This is a genomic window from Curtobacterium sp. NPDC092190 (assembly GCF_044755625.1).
GTDB lineage: Bacteria > Actinomycetota > Actinomycetes > Actinomycetales > Microbacteriaceae > Curtobacterium.
In genome coordinates this window covers 80,456-105,827 of sequence record NZ_JBIVRJ010000001.1, presented here as the reverse complement: position 1 = coordinate 105,827, position 25,372 = coordinate 80,456, and the positions used below count along the sequence as shown (strand labels likewise).

Annotated in this window: 20 protein-coding genes; 4 read left to right on the top strand and 16 right to left on the bottom strand. The window is 72.9% G+C overall.

Annotation, left to right across the window (positions count from 1 at the left end; genetic code table 11):
• Window positions 1-41: 41 nt before the first annotated feature.
• On the bottom strand, window positions 42-995 hold the full coding sequence (locus ACIQFY_RS00505) for an ROK family glucokinase (RefSeq protein ID WP_066653706.1): 954 nt from the start codon (window positions 993-995) through the stop codon (window positions 42-44).
• A gap of 233 nt (window positions 996-1,228) precedes the next feature.
• Here ACIQFY_RS00505 and ACIQFY_RS00500 point away from each other — a divergent pair, with 233 nt between their 5' ends.
• Window positions 1,229-3,076, top strand: a complete 1,848-nt coding sequence (locus tag ACIQFY_RS00500; protein WP_400337764.1) for an AMP-dependent synthetase/ligase — start codon at window positions 1,229-1,231, stop codon at window positions 3,074-3,076.
• Between the two features lie 110 nt (window positions 3,077-3,186).
• Here the strand turns inward: ACIQFY_RS00500 and ACIQFY_RS00495 are convergent, their stop codons facing one another.
• The 4 genes from ACIQFY_RS00495 to ACIQFY_RS00480 all read right to left on the bottom strand — a co-directional run bounded on the left by ACIQFY_RS00495 (window position 3,187) and on the right by ACIQFY_RS00480 (window position 9,019).
• A complete protein-coding gene (locus tag ACIQFY_RS00495) occupies window positions 3,187-3,312 on the bottom strand; it encodes a hypothetical protein (protein WP_268746771.1) in 126 nt (41 codons plus the stop codon).
• A 134-nt stretch (window positions 3,313-3,446) separates the two neighbouring features.
• Complete coding sequence (locus tag ACIQFY_RS00490) at window positions 3,447-4,955, bottom strand: hypothetical protein (RefSeq protein ID WP_400337761.1); 1,509 nt, start codon at window positions 4,953-4,955, stop codon at window positions 3,447-3,449.
• Between the two features lie 148 nt (window positions 4,956-5,103).
• Window positions 5,104-5,607, bottom strand: a complete 504-nt coding sequence (locus tag ACIQFY_RS00485) for a peptide deformylase (protein ID WP_066653701.1) — start codon at window positions 5,605-5,607, stop codon at window positions 5,104-5,106.
• Window position 5,608: 1 nt separating this feature from the next.
• Window positions 5,609-9,019, bottom strand: a complete 3,411-nt coding sequence (locus ACIQFY_RS00480; protein WP_326496216.1) for a pyruvate carboxylase — start codon at window positions 9,017-9,019, stop codon at window positions 5,609-5,611.
• A 60-nt stretch (window positions 9,020-9,079) separates the two neighbouring features.
• Between ACIQFY_RS00480 and ACIQFY_RS00475 the strand changes: the two genes are divergently transcribed.
• Window positions 9,080-9,892 (top strand): ParA family protein, encoded by an 813-nt coding sequence (locus ACIQFY_RS00475; RefSeq protein ID WP_058729211.1) that lies wholly within the window; start codon window positions 9,080-9,082, stop codon window positions 9,890-9,892.
• 655 nt (window positions 9,893-10,547) lie between these two features.
• Here ACIQFY_RS00475 and ACIQFY_RS00470 read toward each other — a convergent pair.
• From ACIQFY_RS00470 to ACIQFY_RS00440, 7 genes are all read right to left on the bottom strand, one after another.
• The gene (locus tag ACIQFY_RS00470) at window positions 10,548-11,108 is read right to left on the bottom strand and encodes a MerR family transcriptional regulator (protein ID WP_066658032.1); all 561 of its coding nucleotides are present in this window, start codon (window positions 11,106-11,108) and stop codon (window positions 10,548-10,550) included.
• Between the two features lie 199 nt (window positions 11,109-11,307).
• Window positions 11,308-12,012, bottom strand: a complete 705-nt coding sequence (locus tag ACIQFY_RS00465; RefSeq protein WP_066653699.1) for a MerR family transcriptional regulator — start codon at window positions 12,010-12,012, stop codon at window positions 11,308-11,310.
• Window positions 12,012-12,491, bottom strand: a complete 480-nt coding sequence (locus ACIQFY_RS00460) for an FHA domain-containing protein (RefSeq protein ID WP_066653698.1) — start codon at window positions 12,489-12,491, stop codon at window positions 12,012-12,014. Before ACIQFY_RS00460 ends, ACIQFY_RS00465 begins: the two co-directional genes overlap by 1 nt.
• Window positions 12,492-12,681: 190 nt before the next feature.
• Window positions 12,682-14,280 (bottom strand): chitinase, encoded by a 1,599-nt coding sequence (locus tag ACIQFY_RS00455; protein WP_066653695.1) that lies wholly within the window; start codon window positions 14,278-14,280, stop codon window positions 12,682-12,684.
• The gene (locus ACIQFY_RS00450; RefSeq protein WP_271826838.1) at window positions 14,280-16,715 is read right to left on the bottom strand and encodes a glycosyltransferase family 2 protein; all 2,436 of its coding nucleotides are present in this window, start codon (window positions 16,713-16,715) and stop codon (window positions 14,280-14,282) included. The genes ACIQFY_RS00455 and ACIQFY_RS00450 overlap by 1 nt, the downstream gene beginning before the upstream one ends.
• Window positions 16,716-17,327: 612 nt before the next feature.
• The gene (locus tag ACIQFY_RS00445) at window positions 17,328-18,308 is read right to left on the bottom strand and encodes an iron chelate uptake ABC transporter family permease subunit (RefSeq protein WP_326496221.1); all 981 of its coding nucleotides are present in this window, start codon (window positions 18,306-18,308) and stop codon (window positions 17,328-17,330) included.
• A complete protein-coding gene (locus ACIQFY_RS00440; RefSeq protein ID WP_400337755.1) occupies window positions 18,305-19,357 on the bottom strand; it encodes a FecCD family ABC transporter permease in 1,053 nt (350 codons plus the stop codon). Before ACIQFY_RS00440 ends, ACIQFY_RS00445 begins: the two co-directional genes overlap by 4 nt.
• 189 nt (window positions 19,358-19,546) lie before the next feature.
• Here ACIQFY_RS00440 and ACIQFY_RS00435 point away from each other — a divergent pair, with 189 nt between their 5' ends.
• Complete coding sequence (locus ACIQFY_RS00435) at window positions 19,547-21,079, top strand: S1C family serine protease (protein WP_400337752.1); 1,533 nt, start codon at window positions 19,547-19,549, stop codon at window positions 21,077-21,079.
• Between the two features lie 52 nt (window positions 21,080-21,131).
• Here the strand turns inward: ACIQFY_RS00435 and ACIQFY_RS00430 are convergent, their stop codons facing one another.
• On the bottom strand, window positions 21,132-22,289 hold the full coding sequence (locus ACIQFY_RS00430; protein WP_251160135.1) for a hypothetical protein: 1,158 nt from the start codon (window positions 22,287-22,289) through the stop codon (window positions 21,132-21,134).
• 189 nt (window positions 22,290-22,478) lie between these two features.
• Window positions 22,479-22,769: a hypothetical protein gene (locus tag ACIQFY_RS00425; protein ID WP_235426549.1), complete on the bottom strand. Its 291-nt coding sequence runs from the start codon at window positions 22,767-22,769 to the stop codon at window positions 22,479-22,481.
• A 97-nt stretch (window positions 22,770-22,866) separates the two neighbouring features.
• On the opposite strand from ACIQFY_RS00425, the gene ACIQFY_RS00420 reads away from it, so the two are divergent.
• Window positions 22,867-23,229 carry an RNA-binding S4 domain-containing protein gene (locus tag ACIQFY_RS00420; protein ID WP_066653687.1) on the top strand — a complete coding sequence of 121 codons (363 nt, stop codon included), beginning with the start codon at window positions 22,867-22,869 and terminating at the stop codon, window positions 23,227-23,229.
• Between the two features lie 23 nt (window positions 23,230-23,252).
• Here ACIQFY_RS00420 and ACIQFY_RS00415 read toward each other — a convergent pair whose 3' ends face one another.
• Together ACIQFY_RS00415 and ACIQFY_RS00410 are read right to left on the bottom strand one after the other, a co-directional pair.
• Window positions 23,253-24,194, bottom strand: a complete 942-nt coding sequence (locus ACIQFY_RS00415) for a J domain-containing protein (RefSeq protein WP_400337747.1) — start codon at window positions 24,192-24,194, stop codon at window positions 23,253-23,255.
• 355 nt (window positions 24,195-24,549) lie between these two features.
• Window positions 24,550-25,302, bottom strand: a complete 753-nt coding sequence (locus ACIQFY_RS00410) for a phosphotransferase enzyme family protein (RefSeq protein ID WP_081984784.1) — start codon at window positions 25,300-25,302, stop codon at window positions 24,550-24,552.
• Window positions 25,303-25,372 lie beyond the last annotated feature (70 nt).

The window sequence follows — 25,372 nt, the reverse complement described above, 5'->3', positions numbered from 1 at the left end:
CGTCGACTCCAGTTCGGGACGCGCGTACCGTCGGGGTGACCCTACGCCGTGCGGGCGTGGATGCGGGCGAGGTCGGCGGCGCCGACGACGCCGGCGTCGTTCACGAGCTCGGCGATCACGAAGTCGGGCTCCGGGTGGTACCCGCGCGCCGGCAGGTTGTTGAGGTACGCCTGCTTGATCGGCTCGAGCAGACGGTCGCCGGCGCTCGCGACACCGCCGCCGAAGACGAACAGCTGCGGGTCGAGCACCGCGGACAGTGACGCACAGGCCTCGCCGAGGTGGCGACCGAGGCGACGGAGCGCGGCGAGGGCGCCCGGGTCGTCGGCCAGGATCAGGTCGCCGACGATCGCGCCGTCGAGCTGCCCGCCGTTCTGCTCGCGCGCGTCGGCGAGTGCCGAACCGATGCCGCCGGCGTCGGCGACGTCGTTCGCCATGCGCTGCAGGGCACGGCCGGAGCCGTACTGCTCGATGCAGCCGCGGGCGCCGCAGCCGCAGGGCAGGCCGTTCGGGACGATCCGCAGGTGACCGATCTCGCCGCCGGTGCCGAAGCCGCCGCGGAAGAGCCGGTCCTCGGTCACGATCGCGCCACCGACACCGGTCCCGATCGTGAGCATCGTCATGTCGGACACGAGGCGACCGGCACCGAAGCGGAACTCCGCCCAGCCGGCGGCGTTCGCGTCGTTGTCGACGGTGATGTGCAGGTCGCCGAGGCGCTCCTGGAGCTTCTGCCGGAGGGGCTCGTTCCGCCAGCGGATGTTCGGCGTGTAGTAGACGATCGACTGCGACGCGTCGATGAAGCCCGGTGCCGCGACACCGACCGCTCCCACGTCGTGGGCGGCTCGCAGACGGGTGACCATCGTCACGACGTCGTCGAGCATGGCGTCCGGGTCCGCCGCGTTGGTGGCGACGCGGTCCTCGGCGAGGATCTCGCCGAGCTCCGAGACGACCGCTCCCGCGATCTTGGTGCCCCCGATGTCGATTCCGATGGCATGCACGAGGGTCGAGCCTACCGTCTCCGCGTGGCGACGCCGAACGCCGGCAACGCGACCGAGGCGGGTGCCGGGCACCGCTCGCCCGCTCGGAGCCGGCCGACGCCGCCCGACGGCTGACGAGGTGCTGCGAACCGCACCGGAGCCCGTCCGTCCCGTGCCGCTCCGCCCGTATGCTGGCGGTGACGTCTCATCGTCGAGGCGTCCTCGTATCGCACCGGCCGACAAGGGAGTCAACCGTGAACGATCAGCGGCAGCCCGCACCCAACTCCGCACCCGACCACGGCTCCGCCGCCCGACTGCTCTCCGACCGGGCGCGTCGGACGCCCGACCGGCCGATCCTCGCCCAGCGGCACGGCGACACCTGGACGACCGTCAGCGCCGCGGACACCCTCGCGCGCGTCCGCGGGATCGCGAAGGGCTTCGTCGCCGCCGGGCTCGAACCGGGTGCGCACGTCGCGATCCTGTCCCGCACCCGGATGGAGTGGACGCTCGTCGACTTCGCCGTCTGGACCGCGGGGCTCGTGTCCGTGCCGGTCTACGAGACGAGCTCCCCCGACCAGGTGCGCTGGATCCTCTCCGACTCGGAGACCGTGGCGATCGTGGTCGAGCAGGAGGAGCACGCACGCCGGGTGGCGTCGATCGCCCCGGACCTGCCGCACCTCGGACAGCACTGGACGATCGACGGCGGCGGTCTCGACGACCTGGTCCGTCTCGGCGAGACGGTCACCGACGCCGAGCTCGACGCCCGCACGGCGGACGTGCACGGGCACGACGACGCGACGATCATCTACACGTCGGGCACCACCGGACGCCCGAAGGGGTGCGTCCTGCGGCACGACAACTTCACCGGCACGGTCGAGGGCGCCACCGAGGCGATGCCCGAGGTCGTCGCCGACGGGTCCTCCACGCTGCTGTTCATCCCGATGGCCCACGTCTTCGCCCGCTTCATCGCGGTCATGTCGATCTCGACCGGGGTGCTCGTCGGCCACGAGCCGGACACCCGCGACCTCATGCGGGCCGTGTCGACGTTCAAGCCGACCTTCCTGCTGGCGGTGCCCCGCGTCTTCGAGAAGATCTACAACTCGGCCGAGCAGAAGGCCGACCTCGGCGGCAAGGGTCGGATCTTCCGTGCCGCAGCCGACGTCGCGGTCGCGCACTCCGAGGCGGTGGCCGCGGGACGGGTGCCCCTCGGCCTGAAGCTGCGGTTCGCGCTGTTCGACAAGCTGGTCTACGCCAAGCTGCGCGACGCGATCGGTGGACGCGTGCAGTACGCGATCAGCGGCTCCGCTCCGCTCTCCCCCCGCCTGTCGCACTTCTTCCGCTCGATCGGCATGCACATCCTCGAGGGCTACGGCCTGACCGAGACGACCGCGCCCGCGACCGTGAACCGGGCGCGCGAGCTCCGCATCGGCACGGTCGGTCGAGCACTCCCGGGCGTCGAGGTACGGATCGCCGAGGACGGCGAGATCCTGATCCGCGGCGTCGACGTGTTCGACCGCTACTGGCACAACGACGAGGCGACCGCGAAGGCCTTCAGCGACGGGTGGTTCCGCACGGGCGACCTCGGGCGGCTCGACGCCGACGGGGTGCTCACCGTGACCGGTCGGGCGAAGGAGCTCATCGTCACCGCGAGCGGCAAGAACGTCGCGCCGGCACCGCTCGAGGACGGCATCCGCGAGCACCCGCTGGTCGGGCAGGTGGTGGTCGTCGGCGAGGGCAAGCCCTTCGTCGCCGCGCTCGTCACGCTCGACCGGGAGATGCTCCCCGGGTGGTGCGAGGCCCGCGGCATCACCCCCGCGCTCACGCCGCGCGAGGCCGCCTACGACGAGCGCGTGCACGTCGCCGTGCAGGAGGCCGTGGACACCGCGAACCAGCGGGTGTCCCGGGCCGAGTCCGTGCGGTCCTTCACCATCGTCGACACCGAGCTGACGGAGGCCTCCGGCCACCTCACCCCGAAGCTGACGATCAAGCGCGCCGTCGTGCTGCGGGACTTCGCCGCGGACGTCGAGCACATCTACTCGGGGTCGAAGGTCCAGACCACGGCCACCCCCGTGGTCGCGTCCCGACGACGGGGCCGCGCGTAGGGACGACGGACGGGAGGCCCGGTGCCGGTCCGACGGACCGACACCGGGCCTCCCGTGTGTCGTCTGCGCGCGGGGCGCGACCCGTCGACGGGTCGCGGACGCGCTCCGGATCAGGCCTCCGGGGCCTGCACCTCCGGCGCGTCGAGGACGGCGACCGACGACGTCGTCGGCGCGGGGTCGGGGCGGCGGTTGGTGCGGGTGCGGTGCGAGCTGAGCTCGTCGTTCTGAACGGTCATGCTGGGTGTCCTGAGGGTGTGGGAGCCGTGTCGGTGGGAAGCCGACGCGGACACGGTACCTCGCGACCGGGATGTTCGGACAATCCCGCGAAGGGGTGTCACGCACGGACCTCCGGCGAACACCCCGGGGACGGTCACTTCCGCATCGCGATGACCGCCGTGGAGGACGCGCTGGCGGTCGCGACACCCGGGTGCGTGATGGCGACACGGACGCGGTACTTCGCCGCGGGACGGCTGCCGAGGTCGAAGCGCACCGAGTTCGTGCCCTGCTGGACCGCGACACCGGACCGGATCGTCTGCCACTTGCCGGAGCCGCTCTGCGCGACGGAGACGGTCGCCGTCGCGCCGGCCACCCAGGCTGCGTCGTGGAACTTCACCGTCGTGGTGCGCGTGGCGCTCGGGTCGGTCCGCAGGTGGATCGCCTCGAGGTGCCAGGTCAGGGCTCCCGGGTCCTCGTTCGGGTCGAACCGCAACCGGGAGATCGTCCGGCCGTTCCACCCGAGTTCCGGCGACAGCGCGTCCTCGTCGAGGTCGTCCTGCTTGCTGAGGTCGATCTCGATGCGCCGCGCGTTCTGCCCCGACCAGGTCAGCACGTCGTTCCCGATCTGCGGCGTCGTGGACGACGGGTCCCACCAGATGAGCCGGGCCATCTTGCCACCGCCGGGAGTACCGGCGAGCGAGAACGGTCCGTCGTAGGTGTACTCGAGCGAGAGGTGGTGGTAGGAGTCCGCCTTGAACCTCGAGACCGGGAGCGACAGCTGCGAGTCGCCGGGGTGTGCTCCGGAGTTCCGGGCCGTCATGCCGCTCGCGCCGTAGCCCAGGATCGTGGCGTTCTCGATGCCGATGCCCCGCGCCGCCGATGCGTTCGTGAAGACCCACGGTGTACCGCGCTGCCGGGTCGCCAGGTCGACCCCCTGACGGACGTTCGGCGAGTCGACGACCGGGCGCGGTCGTCGGGCGACGACGGCGTCGCCGTACGTCCCCGGCGGGTACGCAGCGTGCGAGCCGCCGCTGCCGCGCAGCCTCGTCCAGTCGATGAGCGCGGTGCCGGACTTCCCCGCGGGCAGGACCACCGGGTCGAGCCGGAACGCGACGATCTTCCCCGACCAGGGCCGCCCGGCCTGCAGCGTCGACGCCTTCGTCAGGGGCAGGTCGTACACCTGCGAGCCCGGGGTCACCGGGAAGGTGATGCCGCCCCCGCACGCCGAGGTCTTCTCGCGGCAGGTCCACCAGTAGACCGCCCCGATCTGGCGGTCGAACGGCTGGTCCATCTTGAAGGAGAGCCGCTTGTACCGCGAGGCGTCGACCGGCAGCACCGCACCGTCACGGCCGTACGGCAAGCTGCCGCTGACGGTGTCGACGAGCGACACCGAGTCGCCCGAGCGGAGCGCGACCCGGAGCTTGCCACCGCTGATCGACGCCGACGTCCCGACGGCGTCGGTGTTCTGGTCGGTGGTCTGCGAGTAGTCCCACGGATCGCCGTACACCTCGGACGCGAAGTCCGGAGCCTCCACCTCCTGGGTCGCCGCTGCCGCAGGAGCCGCCTGCGGCACCACGCTCACGGTGGTGCCGACGACGGCCGCGACGGCTGCGGTGATGACGACGAAGGCGGCACGACGTGTCGCCCGCTGACGGTGCTGCATGCTGGTGATCCCCTGCCCTGCACCGTCACCGTGACGGCACGTCAGCGACCGTACCCAGCGCCCGGCGGCGCGTCAGTCCGCATTCACGGGGACAACCGCACCCGTCTTCGGGGGCAGGACGCCCCTGCCCCGCTCAACCGGATCGTGGTCAGTGGAACCAGGACTGGGCGCGGACGTCACGCAGTGCGGCGCGACGGACCTCAGGGGCGAGGGTCATCACGTAGACGGTGCCGTCGAGGTGGTCGACCTCGTGCTGCAGCGCCTCCGCCATCAGCCCGGTGCCCTCGAGGACGACCTCGGCGCCGTCGACGTCGACGCCGCGGACCCTGGCCCACGGGTGGCGCGGGGTCGGGTAGGAGAGCCCGGGGACGGACAGGCAGCCCTCGTCCATGAGCTCGACCTCGCCGCGCACCTCGACGACCTCGGGGTTGAGCACGTACCCGACCTCGCCGTCGACGTTGTACGAGAACGCGCGCAGGCCGACACCGATCTGCGGAGCGGCCACGCCGGCACGACCGGGCTCGCGCACGGTGTCGAGGAGGTCCTGCACGAGGTCGCGCACGCCCGGCGAACCGAGGGCGTCCGGTGCGATCGGGTCCGCGGGGGAACGGAGGACGGGGTCGCCGAACAGGCGGATGGGACGGACGGTCACGTTACTGCAGCACCACCAGGAGGTCGCCGGCGTCCACTTGCTGGGTCACCGGGATCGCGAGACGGCCGACGGTGCCCGACACGGGCGCCGTGATGGCCGCTTCCATCTTCATCGCCTCGATGCTCGCCACGGGCTGACCAGCCCGGACGACGTCACCGACGGCGACCTTGAGCGTCACCACACCGGAGAACGGTGCGGCGACGTGCTTCGGGTCGGACGGGTCCGCCTGCTCGGCGACCTTCGTCGCGACCTCGACCGAGCGGTCACGGACGGCGACCGGGCGGAGCTGCCCGTTCAGCGTCGTCATGACCGTGCGCATGCCCCGCTCGTCGACCTCGCCGATCGCCTCGAGCCCGACGAGCAACTCCACGCCGCGCCCGAGCGGCACGACGTGCTCCTGCCCGGGACGCAGACCGTAGAGGTAGTCGAGGGTCGGCAGCACCGAGAGGTCGCCGTACTGCTCCCGCACCGCGGCGAACTGCCGGGTCGGCTGCGGGAAGAGCAGTCGGTTGAGGGCCTGCTGCCGCTCGGGTCCGGCGGTCGCGAGCGCGGCGCGCTCCGACTCCGGCACGGGGGTCGTCCCGACGTGCACCTCGCGGCCCTCGAGCACCTTCGACCGGAACGGCTCCGGCCACCCGCCGGGCAGGTCGCCGAGCTCGCCGGCCATGAAGCCGATCACCGAGTCGGGGATGTCGTACTGCTGCGGGTTCTGCTCGAAGTCGTCGGGGTCGGCGCCGACCGCGGCCAGCTGCAGCGCCAGGTCGCCGACGACCTTCGAGGACGGCGTGACCTTGGTCGGGCGGCCGAGGATGCGGTTCGCCGCGGCGTACCAGTCCTCGACCTGCTCGAAGCGGTCGCCGAGTCCCAGGGCGATGGCCTGCTGCCGGAGGTTCGACAACTGCCCGCCGGGGATCTCGTGCTGGTACACGCGGCCGGTCGGACCGGGCAGGCCGGACTCGAACGGGGCGTACGCGCGACGGACCGCCTCCCAGTAGGGCTCGAGCGCGCCGACCGCGGTCAGGTCGAGGCCGGTGTCGCGCTCGGTGTGCGCCAGCGCCGCCACGAGCGCGGACATGCTCGGCTGGCTCGTCGTCCCGGCCATCGGCGCCGCCGCGACGTCGACCGCGTCGGCGCCGGCCCGGCTGGCCGCCAGGAGCGTCGCGAGCTGCCCGCCGGCGGTGTCGTGCGTGTGCACGTGCACGGGCTGGTCGAACCGCTCGCGCAGCGCGCCCACGAGCCGCTCGGCCGCTCCCGCGCGGAGCAGACCGGCCATGTCCTTGATGCCGATGACGTGCGCGCCGGCCTCCACCATCTGCTCGGCGAGCCGCAGGTAGTAGTCGAGCGTGTAGAGGTCCTCTGCCGGGTCGAGGAGGTCGCCGGAGTAGCAGAGCGCCGCCTCGGCGACGGCCGTGCCGGTCGCGAGCACGGCATCCAGGGCGGGACGCAGCTGGCTGACGTCGTTCAGCGCGTCGAACACGCGGAAGACGTCGACGCCGCTCGCGGCGGCCTCGGCGACGAAGGCGTCGGTGACCTCGGTCGGGTACGGGGTGTAGCCGACCGTGTTGCGCCCGCGCAGCAGCATCTGCACCGGGATGTTCGGGATCGCCCCGCGGAGTGCCGCCAGGCGCTCCCACGGGTCCTCGCCGAGGAAGCGCAGGGCGACGTCGTAGGTCGCTCCGCCCCAGGCCTCGACGCTCAGCAGCTGCGGGGTGAGCCGGGCCACGTGCGGCGCCACGGCGACCAGGTCCTTCGTCCGGACGCGCGTGGCGAGCAGCGACTGGTGGGCGTCACGCATCGTCGTCTCGGTGACCGCGAGCGCGGTCTGGGCGCGGAGCCGTCGCGCCCACTCGGCGGGGCCGACCTGCAGCAGCAGGTCGCGCTGCCCGGACGGCGGCGCGGCGGACAGGTCGACGGCCGGGAGCTTCTCGACCGGTTCGACGGTCTGCGGGCGACGCTCGCCGTTCGGCTTGTTCACCGTCACGTCGGCGAGCCACCCGAGCACCTTCGTGCCGCGGTCCTTCGACACGTGGCCGCCGAAGAGCTGCGGGCGCTCCTCGATGAACTGCGTCGAGACGTCACCGCGGGCGAAGTCCGGGTCGTCGAGCACGGCCTGCAGGAACGGGATGTTCGTGCTCACGCCGCGGATGCGGAACTCGGCCAGGGCACGCTTCGCCCGGGCGACGGCCGCCGGGAAGTCCCGCCCGCGGCAGGTCATCTTCGCGAGCATCGAGTCGAAGTGCGGGCTGATCTGCGCACCCGTCGCGACCGTGCCGCCGTCGAGCCGGACGCCCGCGCCACCCGGACTGCGGTAGGTCGTGATGCGTCCGGTGTCCGGACGGAAGCCCTGCGTCGGGTCCTCGGTCGTGATGCGGGTCTGCAGCGCCGCACCGTGCACGGCGACGGTGTCCTGCGCGAGCCCGAGGTCGGCGAGGGTCTCCCCCGCGGCGATGCGCATCTGCGACTGCACGAGGTCGACGTCCGTCACCTCCTCCGTCACGGTGTGCTCGACCTGGATGCGCGGGTTCATCTCGATGAAGACGTGCTGGCCGGCACGCTCGCCCTCGGTGTCGAGGAGGAACTCGACGGTGCCGGCGTTGACGTAGCCGATCGACCGGGCGAAGGCGACGGCGTCACGGTGGAGCGCCGCAGCGATCGCCGGATCGAGGTCGGGCGCCGGTGCGATCTCCACCACCTTCTGGTGGCGGCGCTGCACGGAGCAGTCGCGCTCGAAGAGGTGGATCGTGCCGGCGTCCGTGCCCGTGGCGTCCGCGAGGATCTGCACCTCGATGTGCCGCGGACGCAGGACGGCCTGCTCCAGGAACATGGTCGGGTCGCCGAACGCGCTGTCGGCCTCGCGCATCGCGGCCTCGAGCGCCTCGCGGAGTTCGGCCTTCGTCTCCACGCGGCGCATCCCGCGCCCACCGCCGCCGGCGACCGCCTTCGCGAAGACCGGGAACCCGACGGCGTCGGCGCCCGCGAGCAACTCGTCGACGTCGCGGCTCGGTGGGGTGCTCGCGAGGACCGGGACACCGGCGGCGATCGCGTGCTCCTTCGCGGTGACCTTGTTGCCGGCCATCTCGAGGACGTGCTCGCCCGGCCCGATGAACGTGATCCCCGCAGCGGCGGCAGCGGCGGCCAGCTCCGGGTTCTCGGAGAGGAAGCCGTACCCCGGGTAGATCGCGTCGGCACCCGACTCGCGGGCGACACGGATGATCTCGGAGACGTCCAGGTAGGCGCGGACCGGGTGCCCCGGCTCGCCGATGACGTAGGCCTCGTCGGCCTTCAGCCGGTGCAGGGATCCGCGGTCCTCGTACGGGTAGACGGCCACCGTCCGGGCCCCCAGCTCGTACGCGGCACGGAACGCGCGGATGGCGATCTCGCCACGGTTCGCCACGAGGATCTTGCTGAACACGACGTCCCTTTCAGCCCGGGTTGAGGTGTCACAACCTTACTGGCGGTAACGTGGCTCACCGTGCATGTACTCAGCGTGAGCTCCCTCAAGGGTGGTGTCGGCAAGACGACGGTGACGCTCGGCCTGACATCGGCCGCGTTCGCCAAGGGACTGCGCACGCTGGTGGTGGACCTCGACCCGCAGTCCGACGTCTCGACCGGCCTCGACATCGACATCTCCGGCCACCTCAACGTCGCCGACGTCCTCGAGAACCCGAAGGAGAAGATCGTCCGCCAGGCGATCGCCCCGTCCGGGTGGACGAAGGGCTCGCAGGGCAAGGTCGACGTGCTCGTCGGGTCGCCGTCCGCCATCAACTTCGACGGCCCCCACCCCTCCATCCGGGACATCTGGAAGCTGGAGGAGGCGCTGGCGAACGTCGAGCAGGACTACGAGCTGGTCCTCATCGACTGCGCCCCGTCGCTCAACGCCCTGACCCGCACCGCCTGGGCTGCCTCGGACCGCGTGACCGTGGTCACCGAGCCGGGCCTGTTCTCCGTCGCCGCCGCGGACCGCGCACTCCGTGCGATCGAGGAGATCCGCCGCGGGCTCTCCCCCCGCCTGCAGCCGCTCGGCATCATCGTGAACCGGGCGCGCGTGCAGTCGCTCGAGCACCAGTTCCGCATCAAGGAACTCCGGGACATGTTCGGCCCGCTCGTGCTCTCGCCGCAGCTGCCGGAGCGCACGTCGCTGCAGCAGGCGCAGGGCGCGGCGAAGCCCCTGCACGTGTGGCCCGGCGAGTCGGCGCAGGAGATGGCGAAGAACTTCGACCAGCTGCTCGAGCGCATCATGCGCACGGGCAAGATCGGTCCCTACGCCGAGGGCGGCGCCGCCTAGGCGCTGCCGCCTCTCCGGGCCGGCTTCCTCCCCCGGACCGGCTGCTCCCCGGCCGGCTCCTCGCTGGGCCGGCCGTCGAGCGTGCAACATCTGTCACGGTCGAGGTCCCCGGACGACGGATCCCGCCCGCGCCGTGACGACCCCGCGGCATGTCGTGCTCGCTCGGATCGGCGCGCACTCGTGCCGCTGCGCACCGAGGCGAGCCCTCGACCGTTCGGGCCCGTCATCCGCTGAACAGCCGAGATGTCGCACGCTCGACTCGATGCAGTCGTCGACGGTCCTGGTCGCACGACATGCCGTCCGCACGGGAGCTGAGCGGCAAGTCGTCCGACCGAGACGGACACTCGCGGCAGTTCGCGCGACCGGAACCACCCGCGCGGGAAGTCGGGGCTCGGGGTCGGGGCTCGCGTCCCGGGGGTCGGGGCTCGGGTCTCAGCAGCCGAAGGTCGGTGCTCGAACGCCGAGTGGGCAGGACACGCGGGCTGTGGGCCGCCGGGCGGGGTCTGCCGAGTGCCGAGTGGGCACGACACGCCGCTGGTGGGACGCCGAGTGGGTCCGGGACGTCGTCGGACGGCGCGAGGGTGACAGATCTGGCCCGGTCGAGGGCACCGACGACTCTCCGGCGGAGCCGGACGAGCGGGAGGGCGAGGAGCGGCTAGGACGCGCGGTTCGCCCGGCGGGCGGCGAGCTCGTCGGCGGGGTCCGCAGCAGGGGTGGCGTCGAGCTCGACCAGGGAGCTCTCGACCTCGCGCAGGACCTTGCCGACCGCGATGCCGAACACGCCCTGGCCGCGGGACACCAGGTCGATGACCTCGTCGTCCGAGGTGCACAGGTAGACCGACGCCCCGTCGGACATCAGCGTCGTCTGGGCGAGGTCGGACACGCCGGACTCGCGGAGCTGGTTCACGGCGGTGCGGATCTGCTGCAGCGAGATCCCGGTGTCGAGGAGTCGCTTGACGAGCTTGAGCACGAGGATGTCCCGGAAGCCGTAGAGCCGCTGCGACCCCGACCCGGCAGCGCCGCGGATGGTCGGCTGCACGAGCTCGGTGCGGGCCCAGTAGTCGAGCTGTCGGTACGAGATGCCGGCCGCGCGTGCGGCGACGGTGCCGCGGTAGCCGTTCTGCTCGTCGTGCTCGGGGAGGCCGTCGGTGAAGAGCAGGCCGAGGTCGTACCGAGTCATCTCGGACTCGGTACCGGGGGTGTCAGTCCCACTCATGTGCATGCCTTCCACGACGTTCGAGCTCCCACCAGAAGGTTCAACGACGGGTTGAGAGTTGTTCCGAGGTCCACGGTAGCGACTCGGACACGGTCTGCCCGGCACATCCGCACCGGCGCGTCCGGCGTGTCGAGGATACGCCCCGACCACCGACGGTCGACAGGGCGCAGCCCCGGTCCGGACGCCGACCGGTCGCCGGTCATGCGTCGAGTCGGCCGATCGCCGTGCGGATCAGGTTCGACCGGACGACCTCGAGCTGCCCGGCGATCTCGCGCGCGAGCTCCGTCGCCTTGGCCCGCGAGGTGGCGTCGCCCCGGCGGGACACCGGCATGAGGGCCGACTCGATCAGGCCGACCTCGCGCTCGACGACACCGCGCATGGTGCGCAGGTGCCGCGGCTCGATGCCGGTGCGCTGCAGTTCGACGAGGGCCTTGAGCACCGCCACAGCGTCGTCGCCGTAGGTGTCGGCCGCGGGCAGCAGCGACGCCGAGACCGCGTCGGTCAGCAGCATCGGCGAGGCACCTGCAGCGCGGACGGTCTCGTCCCGCGTGTACCGACGCTCGCGGCCGAGGATCGACGGTCTCGGGGCGTCACCGCCGCCGGGCAGGACGGGCTCGCGCCCCGCGTCGAGATCGGCGAGGTAGTCCTTGATGACCTTGAGCGGCAGGTAGTGGTCACGCTGCAGACCGAGCACGATCCGGAGCCGCTCGACGTCGGCCGCCGAGAACTTCCGGTACCCGCTGGCGGTGCGGATCGGCGTGACGAGCTCGCGTTCCTCGAGGAAGCGGAGCTTCGAGCTCGACAGGTCGGGGAAGTCGGGCTTCAACCGGGCGATGACCTGCCCGATGGTGAGCAGGTCCGGTACCGCAGCACCGGCCCGGGCTGCGGCGGACCGCGCAGCCACTACGCGGTCGCCAGGCGCGCCAGGTCGACCCGGGATGCGTAGAACGTGAGGCGGAACTTGCCGACCTGCACCTCGGCGCCGTCGGTCAGGAGTGCCTCGTCGATGCGTACGCCGTCGAAGTAGGTGCCGTTCAGCGACCCGTTGTCCTTGACGCTGAAGGCCGTGCCGTGGCGCAGGAACTGCGCGTGCTTCCGCGACACCGTCACGTCGTCGAGGAAGATGTCGGCAGCGGGGTGCCGACCGGCCGTCGTGACGTCGGAGTCGAGGAGGAACCGCGCGCCGACGTTCGGACCACGCCGGACCACCAGCAACGCCGAACCCGAGGGCAGGGCGTTGATCGCCTCGCGCTCCTCGGTCGAGACACCGGACTCGGCCGTCAGGGCCGCTCCCATGTCCATGCTGAAGGTCAGGGTCGTGTCGACCAGCCGCTGTTCCGGAGTCTTCTGACCACCCGGCTGCGGGACCACTGGCTCTGGCATCGTGGACCTCCTCCTCTTGGCGCACCAGCGTATCGGAAACGGGTGACCTCGCGGGAGCCCCGAACGGGGCTGGGGAGAACTCAGGAGCACGCGCACAGCGAACACACCGCCGTGACCCAGCCGACGGACGGGAGGCACGGGGCGGACCCGCACCGTGCCTCCAGGCCGGACCGGATCACGAGGTGCGTCGTCACGGAGCCGGCGTCGCCGTCGCGGTGGCGGTCGGCGCCGGCTCGCCCGAGGCGAGCCCGTCGAGGATCCGACGCACCTCGGCATCCTTCAGACGGACCCAGGGCGACCCGTCCGGGTCGCTCGTGGACGCCTCGGGGCTGTCGCCGGTGTTCCACCACTTCGACTGGTACGGGATGCCGTGGAACAGGACGCGGGCGCCCGTGTCGTACTGCTTCGTCCCCGACCACGCGGCGTAGGTCCCGTCGGGCAGCGTCAGCGGTTCCACGGGCTTCTCCCCCGGCAGGACCGGGCCGATGATCTGCCACGGCGTCTCGTACGCGCTGAGCACCGGATCGTCCGGCAGGTCGCCCGACGTCCACCACTTCGCCTCGTAGACGTTGCGGTGCCACACCACCTTCGTGCCCTCGAGGTAGGACGCGTCCTGGTCCCAGACCGGGTAGGGACTGGTCTTCGGGTCGTCGGTGGGCTGCTCGGTGGCGGAGGGCTCGGCCTCCGTGACGTCGGAGGCCGCCGCGACGATCCCGCCGCCGAACCCCTTGCCGAGCACGTCGGCGAAGAGCAGTCCGTCCTGGTCGACGCCGGAGCACGAGTTCGAGACGGTCGACAGGTTCACGTAGTTCGACCCACACGTGGTGTCACGGTTGAGCGACCACATCGACATGCGCCCCAGCCCGCGGTCGCGCGCCCAGGCGTTGAGCTTCCGGGCATCGCTGAGCGAGAACACCTCGTCACGGACGTCGTTCTGCCCGATCATGGGCGTCGCCCCGACCTTGTGCCAGAGGGTGCCGTCACCGAGGGGCGTGCCCGCGCGCTGGTACAGGACACCGAGCTGTCGCTGGACCTCCTGCAGCGCCTGCACCGACGCCGAGTACATGCTCTGGCTCGACCCCTTGGCCTCGCCGTAGTCCATCGTCATCGCGTTCACCCCGGCGAGGTCCACGCCGGCGGCGAGGAACTGCGCGACCGCGGTGGTCCCGTCGGACGTCAGCCCCGAGGGCGCGGCCGGCAGGGTGAGCCACACCGCGAGCGGGTGACCGGCGGCCCGGCGCTCGTCCTGGAGCGCCGCCACCGCCTTCGCACGCCGCTCCCCCGCAGCGCGGTTCGTGAGGTCGTCGCCCTCGACGTCGAAGTCGACGGTCGACAGGTCGTAGCGCTGCACGACCTGCCGGTAGGCACCCAGCAGGTCGGACGCCTTCGTGCAGGTGGTGGCGAGCTCGTCGTTCGCCAGGCCGCCGAACGACACCCCGACCTCGCCGTGCTGCTGCTGCAGACGGGCGACACGGCGGTCGAGGTCGAGCTGGTCCGCCGCACCCTGCAGCGAGTAGTACGAGCCCCAGGTCGGCGAGCAGGCGTCGTCGTGGTCGGCGACGACGAAGGACAGCATGACGTTGCGTCCCTTGGCCGACTTGACGTCCTCGAACGCGAAGACCGGGGTCGCGGTGACGTCGGTGTAGGCGGCGAACCACGCTGGTTGCCGTTCGGTCGCCTGCGCCGAGTGCCAGCGGTCGAAGCCGGCGTACCCGGCGACGGCGACGGCGGCGGCGACCACGACCGCGATGGTGACCCGGACCGGGGAGAGTCGTCTCGTCGTCGACATCAGGCTGCGCTCCGTTCCTGGCGCGGGCCGGTCGCGTCGGCCTGGGCGGACGCGGTGGCACGTGCGCCCGCCGCCCCGACGACGTCGGCGTCGTGCCGGACGGGCAGGTTGCCGCCGCCGTGTCCGAAGTACAGGACCGCGTGCCAGTCCTCGAGGACGGGCTCCGGGACCGGGCGGACGCCGCCGCGACGACGTCCGCGCCGACGGTCGGCACGGGCGGCCGCACGAGCGGTACGACGAGCGGCACGACGGGCTGCGCGCGCCGACGGGTCGTAGTACATCCAGCGCGTGGCCCACAGCCAGACGTCGACCACGGAGTTCCACACGCCGATGTAGGCGACGATCGCGTAGGTGGCGAGGAGCGCGTTGAAGGCGGCGAAGACCGCGTTCCCCCAGTTCTGCGCGCCGTAGTCGCGGACGAAGGTGAAGACCGAGAAGGCGACGATCGCGTAGGGCGCGAGGACGTAGAGCGCCGGCGAGGCCGTGCGGTCCCGCACCTTGGGCGTCCGCGCGAACGGGATCTTCTTCGCCGTGAGGGCCTGCTGGATGCTCTTGAGCACGCCCGCGACGTTCACCGGCGTGAGGATGAGGTTGAAGCCGTAGATGCGGAAGACGTCCGTGCGCTTGTAGCCGCAGTACCGCAGGTCGCTCGACAGCAGCCAGAAGTAGGGCAGCGCTGCGAGCAGCACCATCGGGCTGAGCAGCCGCGAGTCGTACGGGTACGCGAGCAGGAAGACGAGCCCGAACGACGCCCAGGTGATCGACGCCATGTAGTTGACGCGCAGCGCCATCTCGACGAGACCGACCCGCTCGCCTCGTGCCCGGCGCTCACGGACCTGGCGGACGTACTTCGGCAGGATGAGGAGGCCGCCGTTCGCCCAGCGGCGGCGCTGGACGACGAGCGACCCGAAGTCCGGCGGCGTGGCACTGTACGAGAGCCGCTCCGGGTAGTTGACGAGCGTCCAGCCGTGCATGCCGAGGTCGACGCTCGACTCGGTGTCCTCGATCACGGTGCGGTCCTGGACGTAGCGCTTCACCTCGAAGCCGCCGACGGTCTCGACCTCCTCGATGTCACGGAGCGCCTGGGTGCGGATGACGGCGTTCGCCCCGACCCAGAACGTCGCGTCGTACCGGGACATCCCCTGGTGGAGGATGTGCTGGATGTCGGTGGTGGCCCCCGCGAGCCGCTCGATGCGCGTGGCAGCGCCGCGGAAGGACGAGTACGGGGTCTGCGTCACGGCGACCCGGGCGTTCTCCGGCTGCTCGAGGAAGTAGACCAGGCGCAGGCAGTAGTCGCGGAGCAGGACGGAGTCGGCATCGAGCGTCAGGAGGTAGTCCGACGCCGGGACCACGAGGTCGGCCGCGCCGGCGTCGTCCACGGTGCGCAGGACGGTCCCGGACGCGGTCTCGTCGAACGCGTACGCCCCGCCCATGAGTCCGATGTAGGCGTTGAGGTTCATCGCCTTGTTGGCCTCGTCGGAGAGGTTCACGTACCGCTTCCGCTCGAACGTGGTCAGCTCCGCGGTGAAGGTCCAGGCGAGACGGCGCTGCAGCTCGAGCGCCCGCGCCGAGGTCACCTCGCTGAAGTCCTGACCGAGGGCGACGGCGTCGGCGATGGCCGCTTCGAGGGCCTCGGCGGTCAGCCGGAACTCGTCGGCGAGCCCGACGAGCACCTGGTCGTGGAAGAACCGGTCGACGTGGTCGGCGACCTCGTGTTCCCGGGCGTTCCGGCGGAGCCACGCGTCGGCCCAGCGGTGGTGCTCGACGAGGGTCCGGAGCGCGTGCGTGCTGGCGAACGGTGCGGCGTCCGCCTCGACCTCGGCCGAGAAGAGCGCTTCCTGGAACCGGCGCGAGGGGACCTCGAGCTGCGCCTGGATGCGGTCCGCGACCGCGCGCGTGCGCTCCAGCTTGTCGAGCGTCGCCGGGTCGGTCGGGAACGGCGCGTCGTCGACGAGCAGGACGACCCGCAGGGACGGGTACTCCTGGAGCGCTGCCGACCAGAGCGTGGTCGCGACGACGTCCGGCTCCTCGGCGTAGCTCGGGACGAGGACGGTCATCGGCGCCTCGTGGCCGGAGGCGAAGTGTCGGTCGAGCTCGGCGCGCGGGACCCGCACGTGGCTCGCGAACCGCTCCATCGCACCCTGGCGGGCCACCAGGTGCATGAGCGCGGAGAAGGTCAGGAAGGTGACGACGACGAGGTACGAGATCGCCTCGGTGGTGAAGCGGAAGCTCTCGGTGCCGTAGTCGAGGAACTGGCGGATCACGGTGTAGACGACGTACGCCAGCCAGAAGGCGACGGTCAGGATGATCGCCACGCGACCGGAGACGAGCTTCCGGTCGGAGGGGCGTGCGTGCAGGGTGTCGAGCGGACGGGTCCGGCGCTCGGCACCCCACTGACGACGGCGCGTCGGTGCGCCGGCAGACGGATCGGGCATGGCAGTCCTTCGTTCCTTCCGGACCAGCGCTCCGTCGGGTCGGGCGCTGTCGGGGGTCCGGTCGGTCGGGACGACGGTACGAGAGATCCCGCAGGCCGCCGACACCCGAACGGGGGGTCCTGGCGGTTGTGTGCGGCATCACGCAGCGCGGTGCGGCATCGCGGGACCGCGCGCGGTTTCCCGCACGGGGGGGGGGCACGCCTCGCCGCTTCGGCCGGCAGCGCCCCGGGTCACCAGCGCCGCCAGCGCCCCGGGTCACCAGCGCCACCAGCGCCACCAGGGCCGCCAGGGCCGCCAGGGCCGCCAGCGCGACCATGTGACGGACGGGAGGCGCGGTGCCGGCCCGCACCGCGCCTCCCGTCCGTCCGTGCATGCGTCGATCCCCGACACCCGTTCCGTGCGCCCGTTCCTTCCCAGAACGGGTGGGATGCCTTGCGGGAACGGGCGTACCTGGTGGATCAGGACGATCAGGTACGCCCGGAACGACCAGGTACGCCTCGCAGGGCCGGGTACGCCCGGAACGACCAGGTACGCCTCGCAGGGCCGGGTACGCCCGGAACGACCAGGCACGCCCGGCAGGGCCAGGTACGCCAGGCAGGGCGGGTACCGCGCCTACCGCCCGCGTGCGAGGAGCCAGAGCAGGTACGGCGCCCCGACCACGCCCGTGACCACACCGACCGGCAGGGCGTTGCCGGGGATCGCGAACTGCGCCAGCAGATCGCTCGCGAGCGTGACGACCGCGCCGACGGCCGCGACGACGCCGAGCGCGACCCGCCCGTTGCCGACGAGGCGGCGACCGATCGGTGCCGCCATCAGCGCGACGAAGGCGACCGGGCCCGCCGTCGCGACCGCTCCCGCGGTGAGGCCGACGGCGGTGAGGAGCAGGAGCGACTTCGCGCGGTCGGGCCGGAGTCCGAGGGCGGCGGCCACCTCGTCCCCGAGCGCGAGGACCGTCAGCCGGCGGGACTGCGCGAGCGCAGCGGCCAGGAGCAGGACGACGGCGACCGCGAGGATGCCGACGAGGGTGCGGTCCACCGCGTTCAGGCTGCCCGAGAGCCAGAGGAGCGCGGTGCCCGCCTGCTGCACGGTGCCCGCGGTCAGCATCCAGCCGGTGATGCTGAGGCAGATCGCCGCCACCCCGATGCCGACCAGGACGACGCGGTTGCCGGTGATCCCCCGACGCCAGGAGAGCGCGGCGATGACGACCGACACGAGCAGGGCGCCGACGACGACGGACCCGAAGAGCACACCGCCGCTCGCCCCGAAGAGCACGATCGCGGTCAGCCCCGAGGCACTCGCGCCCGAGGTGATGCCGATGACGTCGGGGCTCGCGATCGGGTTGCGGACGACGCTCTGCACGATGCCGCCGGCGGCGCCCAGCGCGGCACCGACCAGCACGGCACCGGCGACCCGGGGGCCGCGGAGCTGCCCGACCACGAAGTCCGACACGGTGTCGCCGTGTCCGACCAGGGCGCCGGCGACCTGCAGCGGCGAGAGCGGGATCTCCCCCACCCCGAGCCCGACGAGCACGAGGGCGACCAGGAGCACGAGCACCGCGCCGAGGACGGCGAGCTCGCGACGGACCGCGGTCACAGGCCGGTCACCACCCGCGACCGGACGAGCCAGATGAACACCGGGGCGCCGATGAGCGCGGTCACGATGCCGACCTGCAGCTCCCCGGGGTACGCGACGACCCGCCCGATCACGTCGGCGACGAGCAGGAGGGCGGGTGCGACGAGGGCGGACAGGAGGATCGTCCAGCGCTGGTCGGGCCCGCTCAGTCGGCGGACGGCGTGCGGGACGGCGAGGCCGACGAACGCGATCGGTCCGGCGGCTGCCACCGCGGACCCCGCGAGCAGGACCGTCACGACACCGCCGACGATGCGGACGAGCACGACCCGCTGCCCGAGCGACGCGGCGAGCTCGTCCCCGAGCGCGAGGGTGTTCAGGGAGCGTCCCAGCCCGGCGGCCACGACGAGTCCGACGAGGACGGGGACGGCCACGACGCCGGCGGTGCCGAGGTCCTTGCCGGCGAGCGCTCCGACCTGCCAGAAGCGCAGCTGGTCGAGCAGGCTCTGGCTCGACACGAGGACCGCCGTGGTGACCGACGACAGGGCGGCGGCGACGACCGCTCCGGCGAGCGCGAGGCCCACCGGCGACAGGCCCCGCCGGGCGACGGCAGCGATGCCGTAGACGAGCAGCGCCGCGAGCCCGGCCCCGACGAAGGCGAAGGGCAGGTACGCGGCGGTCCCGCTGATGCCGAACACCGCGATCCCGACGACCACGGCGAGGGCTGCTCCGGCGTTGATGCCGAGGATGCTCGGGTCGGCCAGCGGGTTCCGGGTCACGCCCTGCATCACGGCACCGGCCACCCCGAGCGCGGCGCCGGCGAGCAGCCCCACGACGGTACGCGGGACGCGGTTGCCGAGCACGATGAGTCCCACCTCGTCGTCCCGGTGCGGGTGCAGGACGACGTCGAGGACGGTGCCGAGCGGGATCGGGCGCGAGCCGAACGCCACGGAGAGCGCGACGGCCACCACGAGGACGGCGACGGCGAGCAGCGCTGCCCCGACGAGACGGGACCGCGAGGCGGGTGCCGGGCGGGGCCGGACTGCAGGGGTGACGGGTGAGGACGCGCGCATGGGAAGTGCGGCAAGCCTAATCCCGCCCCTCGTTCGGCGGCCCCCGAGGAAGCCCGGAGCCGGCGCAGGGTCGGTTCATAGGGTCGTCATGGGTTCGGCTCCTGTACTGGTCTCCGTCGACGCCCGACCGGGTCGTCGAGGAACGAACCGCCACCCCTCGGGTGGTCGAGGGACGACCGGAGAGCACCCATGAACGAGAACCCCGCCGACGACCAGCGCGCGACCGACCGTCCCGGCTGGGAGGCCCCGCACGCCGACCGCGACGCCCTCCGCCCGGCGTACGCCTTCGACGGCAGCGGCCCGTGGCTGTACGGCACCGACGGCTCGGGGCCGTACGCCTACACCCCGGACGGTCGCGGCCCGTACCTGCTCGGCAGCGCGGCCCTCGGCGGTCCGACCGACCCGCGTCCCGGTACCGCGAGCACGAGCACGGCGGCAGCAGGCGCGACGGCCGGCAGCACCCCCTGGGGTTGGACCTCGGGCGCGGCGGCAGCGAACCACCCCGGCGCGAAGCGCCCCCGGCGGCTCGGACTCGTCATCGGCTCGGGCGTAGCGGCGCTGGCGATCATCGGCGCGGCCGGTGGGACGGCGCTCGGCCTGTCCTCGCAGGGCACCACGACCACGTCGAGCCAGTCGCAGGGCACCACGACGCTGCCGGGCGGTGGCTCCGGCACGAGCGGCGGGACGAACGGCTTCACCGTGCCCGGGTACGGGAACGGCTCGGGCAGCGACGGCAGCAGCGGCAGCGGCAGCGGCAGCGGCAGCGGTACCGGCACGGGCACGGGCACGCAGACCGCCGCGACCCCGGCGACCGCGGCCCAGACGAAGGGCGTCGTGACGATCGACACCGTGATGAACTACGACACCTCGTCGCAGGCCGCGGGCACCGGCATGGTCCTCACCGCGGACGGCTTCGTCCTGACGAACAACCACGTGGTGCAGGGCGCCACGAGCATCGCGGTCACCGACGAGACGACCGGCAAGCAGTACCGGGCCGAGGTCGTCGGCACCGATGCCACGCACGACGTGGCCGTGCTCAAGCTGCAGGACGCGTCCGGCCTGTCCACGGTGACGCTCGACGACGACGGCGAACCGTCGACGGGGGACGCGGTGACCGACGTCGGCAACGCGGAGGGCACGGGCAACCTCGTCGCCGCCGCGGGCACGGTCACCGCCCTCGACCAGGACATCCAGGTGCAGAGCGAGTCCGGCACGGGCACGGAGTCGTTGCAGGGCCTGATCGAGGTCGCCGCGCAGATCGTCCCGGGCGACTCCGGCGGTCCGGTCCTGGACAGCGAGGGCGAGGTGGTCGGCATGGCCACCGCAGCGTCGTCGGGCTCCGCCGAGGTCACCGGGTACGCGATCCCGATCACGACCGCGAAGGCCATCGCCGACAAGATCCTCGCCGGGGAGTCCTCGGACACCGTCACGATCGGCCTGCCGGCGTTCCTCGGCGTGGAGGTCGGCTCGACCGCGACGACGCAGACCACCGCGGGTGTGCCGGTCGCCGGGACGGTCGACGGTTCGGGCGCCGCAGCAGCGGGACTGGTCGCCGGCGACACCATCACGAGCCTCGACGGCACGGCGGTCACGAGCAACGACGCACTGACGTCCGCGATCCGCTCGCACGCCGTCGGTGACCGGGTGCAGGTCGGCTACACCGATGCCTCGGGCACGGCGCACACCGTGACGGTGACCCTGACCGCAGGCCCCGCCGCCTAGCGAGGGCGCCGCGCGAGCGCCAGCAGCAGCAGCGGTAGCAGCAGCAGCAGCCTCAGCCGAGCAGCGCGCGCACCACGGACCGGTACACGTTCGCCGGGGAGTCGGACCGGAAGGCCGTCTCCCCGGCCTCCGTGCGTCCGACCCGGGCGAACCCGATGCCCTCGGCGTGCACGACGACGACGGGGGCCGGTCGACCCGGGCGACGGATCGACGAGACCGTCCACGGCGCGGCCCAGAAGCGCGCGAGCCGCGGGTCGGCCTCGGCGACGGCCACCGGCAGGTCCGGCGCGGTGTCGGCCGCACCCGTCCTGCGGGCCAGCAGGTCTGCGTGGAGCGACCCCGTGCGGAAGGGGAAGGTCCACGACGGGCGGATGCCGAGCCTCCCGGCCGCCAGCGCGACCACGCGCTCGACCGGCAGCCGGGCCACGGTGCCGCCCGTCTCGTCCGTCCCGTCCACGACGGTCTCCGACCAGGCCTGGAGGCGCGTGGTCCGCCCGTCGGGCAGGCGCTGTTCGAGGGTGACCGGCCGGGTGTCGTCGGCCCACGGCGCCAGGAGCTCCTGGGTGGTCTCGGGGAGCGTCCCGAGGCGGCCGACGAGCCCCGTCTGCACGAGCTCGCGACCGGCGGGCGAGCGCAGGAGCATCGGGTCCCACCGGCGTCCTGCCAGGCTGCGCAGGGTCGTGAGCGCGTCGGGACCGAGGTGCGTCCCGTCGAGCTGCGGGACCGGCGCCGCGACCGGCAGGGCCTCGAGCTCGCGCTGCGGGCGGGAGGGTGCCGGCTCGGTGGCACGGACCGACTCGAGCACGGTCGAGACCAGGTCGTCGGTCGCGAGCATCCGGGTGAGCGGCCGCTCGACGGTCAGGTCGACCCGGTGCCGGCCGGTCACGAAGAGCAGGTGGGCGCCCGCGACGTCGCCGTCCTCGTCGGGGCGGACGTACTCGACCAGGCGTGCCGGGGCGCCCGCGGTCGTCCACGGGTCGCAGCCGATGAGCCGCAGGCCCTCGACCGACCCGGGCAGGCGTTCGAGCAGGCTGGTGTGCTCCTCGGCGACGGTGCGCTCCGAGGGGCGGGACCGGACGGTCAGGACGACGTCGTCACCGGTCAGCCGGAGGTCGGCCTGCGGGGAGTCCTCGCGGCGCCAGCGGTCGGGGCGGCGGAGCGTCAGGCGGGAGGTTCGGTCCTCGGTACCGAGCGGGACGGGGACGGCCATGGGTCGAGGCTACGTGGCGACGGCTGCGGGGACGGCGACGGCTCGCCGGTGCGCCGCGCGGGCGGAGCCTGCTCGCCGTCGGGCGAGGTGGGTGGAGCTGCGTCGCGGGCTGCGTCGCGAGGCTGCGTTGCCGGCCGCGTCGCGGGCTGCGTTGCCGGGCTGCGTCGCGCGGCTGCGTCCCCTGGCCCTTCAGGGGCGGCGCGTCCGCGGTGTCGGCGGCGGGGGCACGTGCTTCGCCGCGACCACGTCGGCGAGCGGGACGTCGACGTGCCCCCGTCGCGTCTCGATCGTGACCGTGTCGACGGTCCGTGCGGACAGGGTGCCGAGGGCGTCGCGAGCGCCGTCCCCGACCCGTGCCCGCACGACGAGCCGGTCGCCGGGGGACGCCGCACGCAGGACGCCGAGCGCCAGCGCCCGGGCGAGGGCATCCTGCTCGCTCGGAGCCCGGCCGTCCGGGTCCTGCTGCCGCGGTTCCTGCACCCGTCGAGCGTACGGCCCGGTCGCACGGCTCGGGTGTCGGCCCGCTCGGCTCCCCGGCGCGGGCTGCTCGCAGGGCTGCGCCGCCTAGGGTGGTGGGATGGAGAAGGCGCGCGTCGACAGCTGGATCTGGGCGGTGCGGATCACGAAGACCCGGTCCGCCGCGACCAGTGCGTGCAAGGCCGGCCACGTCCGGGTGAACGGGGAACGTGCGAAGCCGGCGCAGCCGATCGCCCCCGGGGACGAGGTGCGGGTCCGTCAGCACGGGTTCGACCGCATCGTCGTCGTGACGGGCATCATCCTCAAGCGGACGAGCGCGACCGAGGCGGCGAAGCACTTCGAGGACCGGACCCCGCCCCGGCTCCCCCGCGAGGAGGCCGGGTTCGTCCCGACCCGGGACCGAGGCGCCGGTCGTCCGAGCAAGCGGGAGCGCCGCGACCTCGAGAAGCTCCGCGGCCACTGACGCGACCGGGCGTCGCGCCGCCGTCAGACGAAGCGGACGGTCTGCTGCAGGCGGTCGCGGACGTCGAACACGTCGACCGAGCCCTCCGGGGAGAACACCCCGTTCAGGACCTGACCGAGCGCACTGCGACGGACCACGAGCGCGGTGGGCTTGCGCGCCGACCCGACGACCTGGACGTCCTCGTCGACGGCGGAGTCCGGCACGACCATCAGCCGTCCGGTGAACTTCACGCGGGTCTGCTTCTGTACCGCTCGGGCCGCCCGCACGAGCTCCTTGACCGGACGCTCGCCCGGCGCCAGGGTCTCGCCGGCGATGTCACCGTGCTCGATGCGCACGGGAGCGCCCCAGTCGATCGACTCGACGGCCCAGAGTCCGCTCGGGGTCAGCACGGCGTGGTCGAGCTTGCCCTCGGCACCGGCGTCGAGGTCGTGCCACACGGTCACACCGATGCCCATCCCCGCGATGATCGACGCCGTCGCCTCCTCCGCGAGGGCCTCGGCGAGCAGTCGGCGGATGTGCCGCGGCGCGGAGCGGACCAGCGCCGGGTCGTACGGGTCCTCGACGGGGTCGCCGAGACCGACCCACTCGCGTTCGGCCTGCAGGAAGACCTCGCGGGAACGACCACCCGGGTGCCCGTACGAGCGCGCCCGCGGCCGGGAGTCGCGCCGAGCCGTCGGGGGCGCGAACCCCTCGCCGTCGTGCGACCAGACCGAGGACCCGGACGGACCGGACGCCGCGCTGGGGGTCGACGTGCGGGAGCCCGCGTCGTACGCCCGGCGGGCAGCCGGGGTCCCGATGCGCTCCCACGCGATCTGCACCTGGCGGAAGCGCCGGGCGTCACCACCGAGGTCGGGGTGGGTCTCGCGGGCGGCACGACGGTACGCACGGCGGAGCGCGTCGTCGTCGGCGGTCGCGGGTACGCCGAGGACCTCGTACGGGGTGGCGTCGGCCGGGCTGTCGGTCATGGCCCTGCGACACTACCCGCTGGAGCATCGGAGTCCGCCGCGTGCGGGCTGGGAGCTGCCGGGAGGCCCGGTGCACGTCCGACGCGCGCGTCGCGCCCCGAGACGCCGGCGTCTGCTCGGGACGCCGCGGTCCGACGCGCGTCCCACACCGGCGAGACGACGGCGTCGGTGCGAGACGCCGTCCGCCGATCGAGACGCCGCGGGATCCGGCGGCGTCTCGACGGCTCCGCGGCGTCCGGCACCGACGCCGGCGTCTCGCGTGCACAGCGGCGTCTCGCACCGAGGCCGGCGTCTCACGTGCACGCCGGTGTCCCGCACCGACGCCGGTGCGCAGCGCAGCTCGTCCGCGCGGACGTCAGTCGGCGGTGACGGCCGCGCGGATCAGGTCCGCGTGGGACTCGATCCACGCCACGTCGGCCCGGTACAGGTCGGCGTGCCCGTGCTCGAGGTCGCTGAGGAACTTCGGGTTCCCCGCGGCGGCCTCGGTCTCCATCGTCGTGACGAGGGCGACGAGCGAGGCCGTGATCGTCTCGACGAGCACCCCGCGGGAACGGTCGTCGAGCCCGTAGGCGCGGCAGAACTCCGCCGCGCGGTCGAGGCGCTCGTCGAGTCCCGGCGCCGAACTGCCCTCGACGAGACCGGTGGTGAACGGCGCGAAGCGGTAGACCGCGCTCGCGACGTCCCAGACGCGCGGCCCGGGGTGCGCGGTGTCGAAGTCGATGAGCCCGACCGCGGCGATGCCGTCGTACACGCAGTTGTACGGCGCGAAGTCACCGTGCACGATCGTCTCGACCGGCAGCCGTTCTGCCTGCGACCAGACGTCGACCGCGTCGTCGCGCGGGTAGGTCGCCGCGACGTCGTGGTACTGGCGCAGCAGTCGCGCGGACGTGACGAGGGCCGCCTCGCTCGCGATCTCGGTGCTCCAGGGGTAGTTGCCCGCCGTGCCCGGCACGAAGCTCACCGTCTCGAGGGCGTCCCCGACGGCGATCGGTTCGGGTGCCGCGACGAAGCCCTGCTCGTGCAGGTGCGCGAGCAGCCGGTGCACCGTCGGTGTCCAGGGCCCCGCAGGGCGGTGCACACGGTCGTCGGCTCTGGTGACACGCTCCATCGTGACCTCCTGATCGGTACGTCTCCGTTGACGTGAGGGTCAGCGTAGCGACGCCGGGTGGGCGGTGTCT

What these genes read in the sequence shown, in the direction of transcription:
- ACIQFY_RS00495 (WP_268746771.1), bottom strand. Translation starts at nt 3,312, where the DNA reads ATGACCGTTCAGAACGACGAGCTCAGCTCGCACCGCACCCGCACCAAC.
- ACIQFY_RS00490 (WP_400337761.1), bottom strand. Translation starts at nt 4,955, where the DNA reads ATGCAGCACCGTCAGCGGGCGACACGTCGTGCCGCCTTCGTCGTCATC.
- ACIQFY_RS00470 (WP_066658032.1), bottom strand. Translation starts at nt 11,108, where the DNA reads ATGAGTGGGACTGACACCCCCGGTACCGAGTCCGAGATGACTCGGTAC.
- ACIQFY_RS00460 (WP_066653698.1), bottom strand. Translation starts at nt 12,491, where the DNA reads ATGCCAGAGCCAGTGGTCCCGCAGCCGGGTGGTCAGAAGACTCCGGAA.
- ACIQFY_RS00455 (WP_066653695.1), bottom strand. Translation starts at nt 14,280, where the DNA reads ATGTCGACGACGAGACGACTCTCCCCGGTCCGGGTCACCATCGCGGTC.
- ACIQFY_RS00450 (WP_271826838.1), bottom strand. Translation starts at nt 16,715, where the DNA reads ATGCCCGATCCGTCTGCCGGCGCACCGACGCGCCGTCGTCAGTGGGGT.
- ACIQFY_RS00440 (WP_400337755.1), bottom strand. Translation starts at nt 19,357, where the DNA reads ATGCGCGCGTCCTCACCCGTCACCCCTGCAGTCCGGCCCCGCCCGGCA.
- ACIQFY_RS00435 (WP_400337752.1), top strand. Translation starts at nt 19,547, where the DNA reads ATGAACGAGAACCCCGCCGACGACCAGCGCGCGACCGACCGTCCCGGC.
- ACIQFY_RS00430 (WP_251160135.1), bottom strand. Translation starts at nt 22,289, where the DNA reads ATGGCCGTCCCCGTCCCGCTCGGTACCGAGGACCGAACCTCCCGCCTG.
- ACIQFY_RS00420 (WP_066653687.1), top strand. Translation starts at nt 22,867, where the DNA reads ATGGAGAAGGCGCGCGTCGACAGCTGGATCTGGGCGGTGCGGATCACG.
- ACIQFY_RS00415 (WP_400337747.1), bottom strand. Translation starts at nt 24,194, where the DNA reads ATGACCGACAGCCCGGCCGACGCCACCCCGTACGAGGTCCTCGGCGTA.
- ACIQFY_RS00410 (WP_081984784.1), bottom strand. Translation starts at nt 25,302, where the DNA reads ATGGAGCGTGTCACCAGAGCCGACGACCGTGTGCACCGCCCTGCGGGG.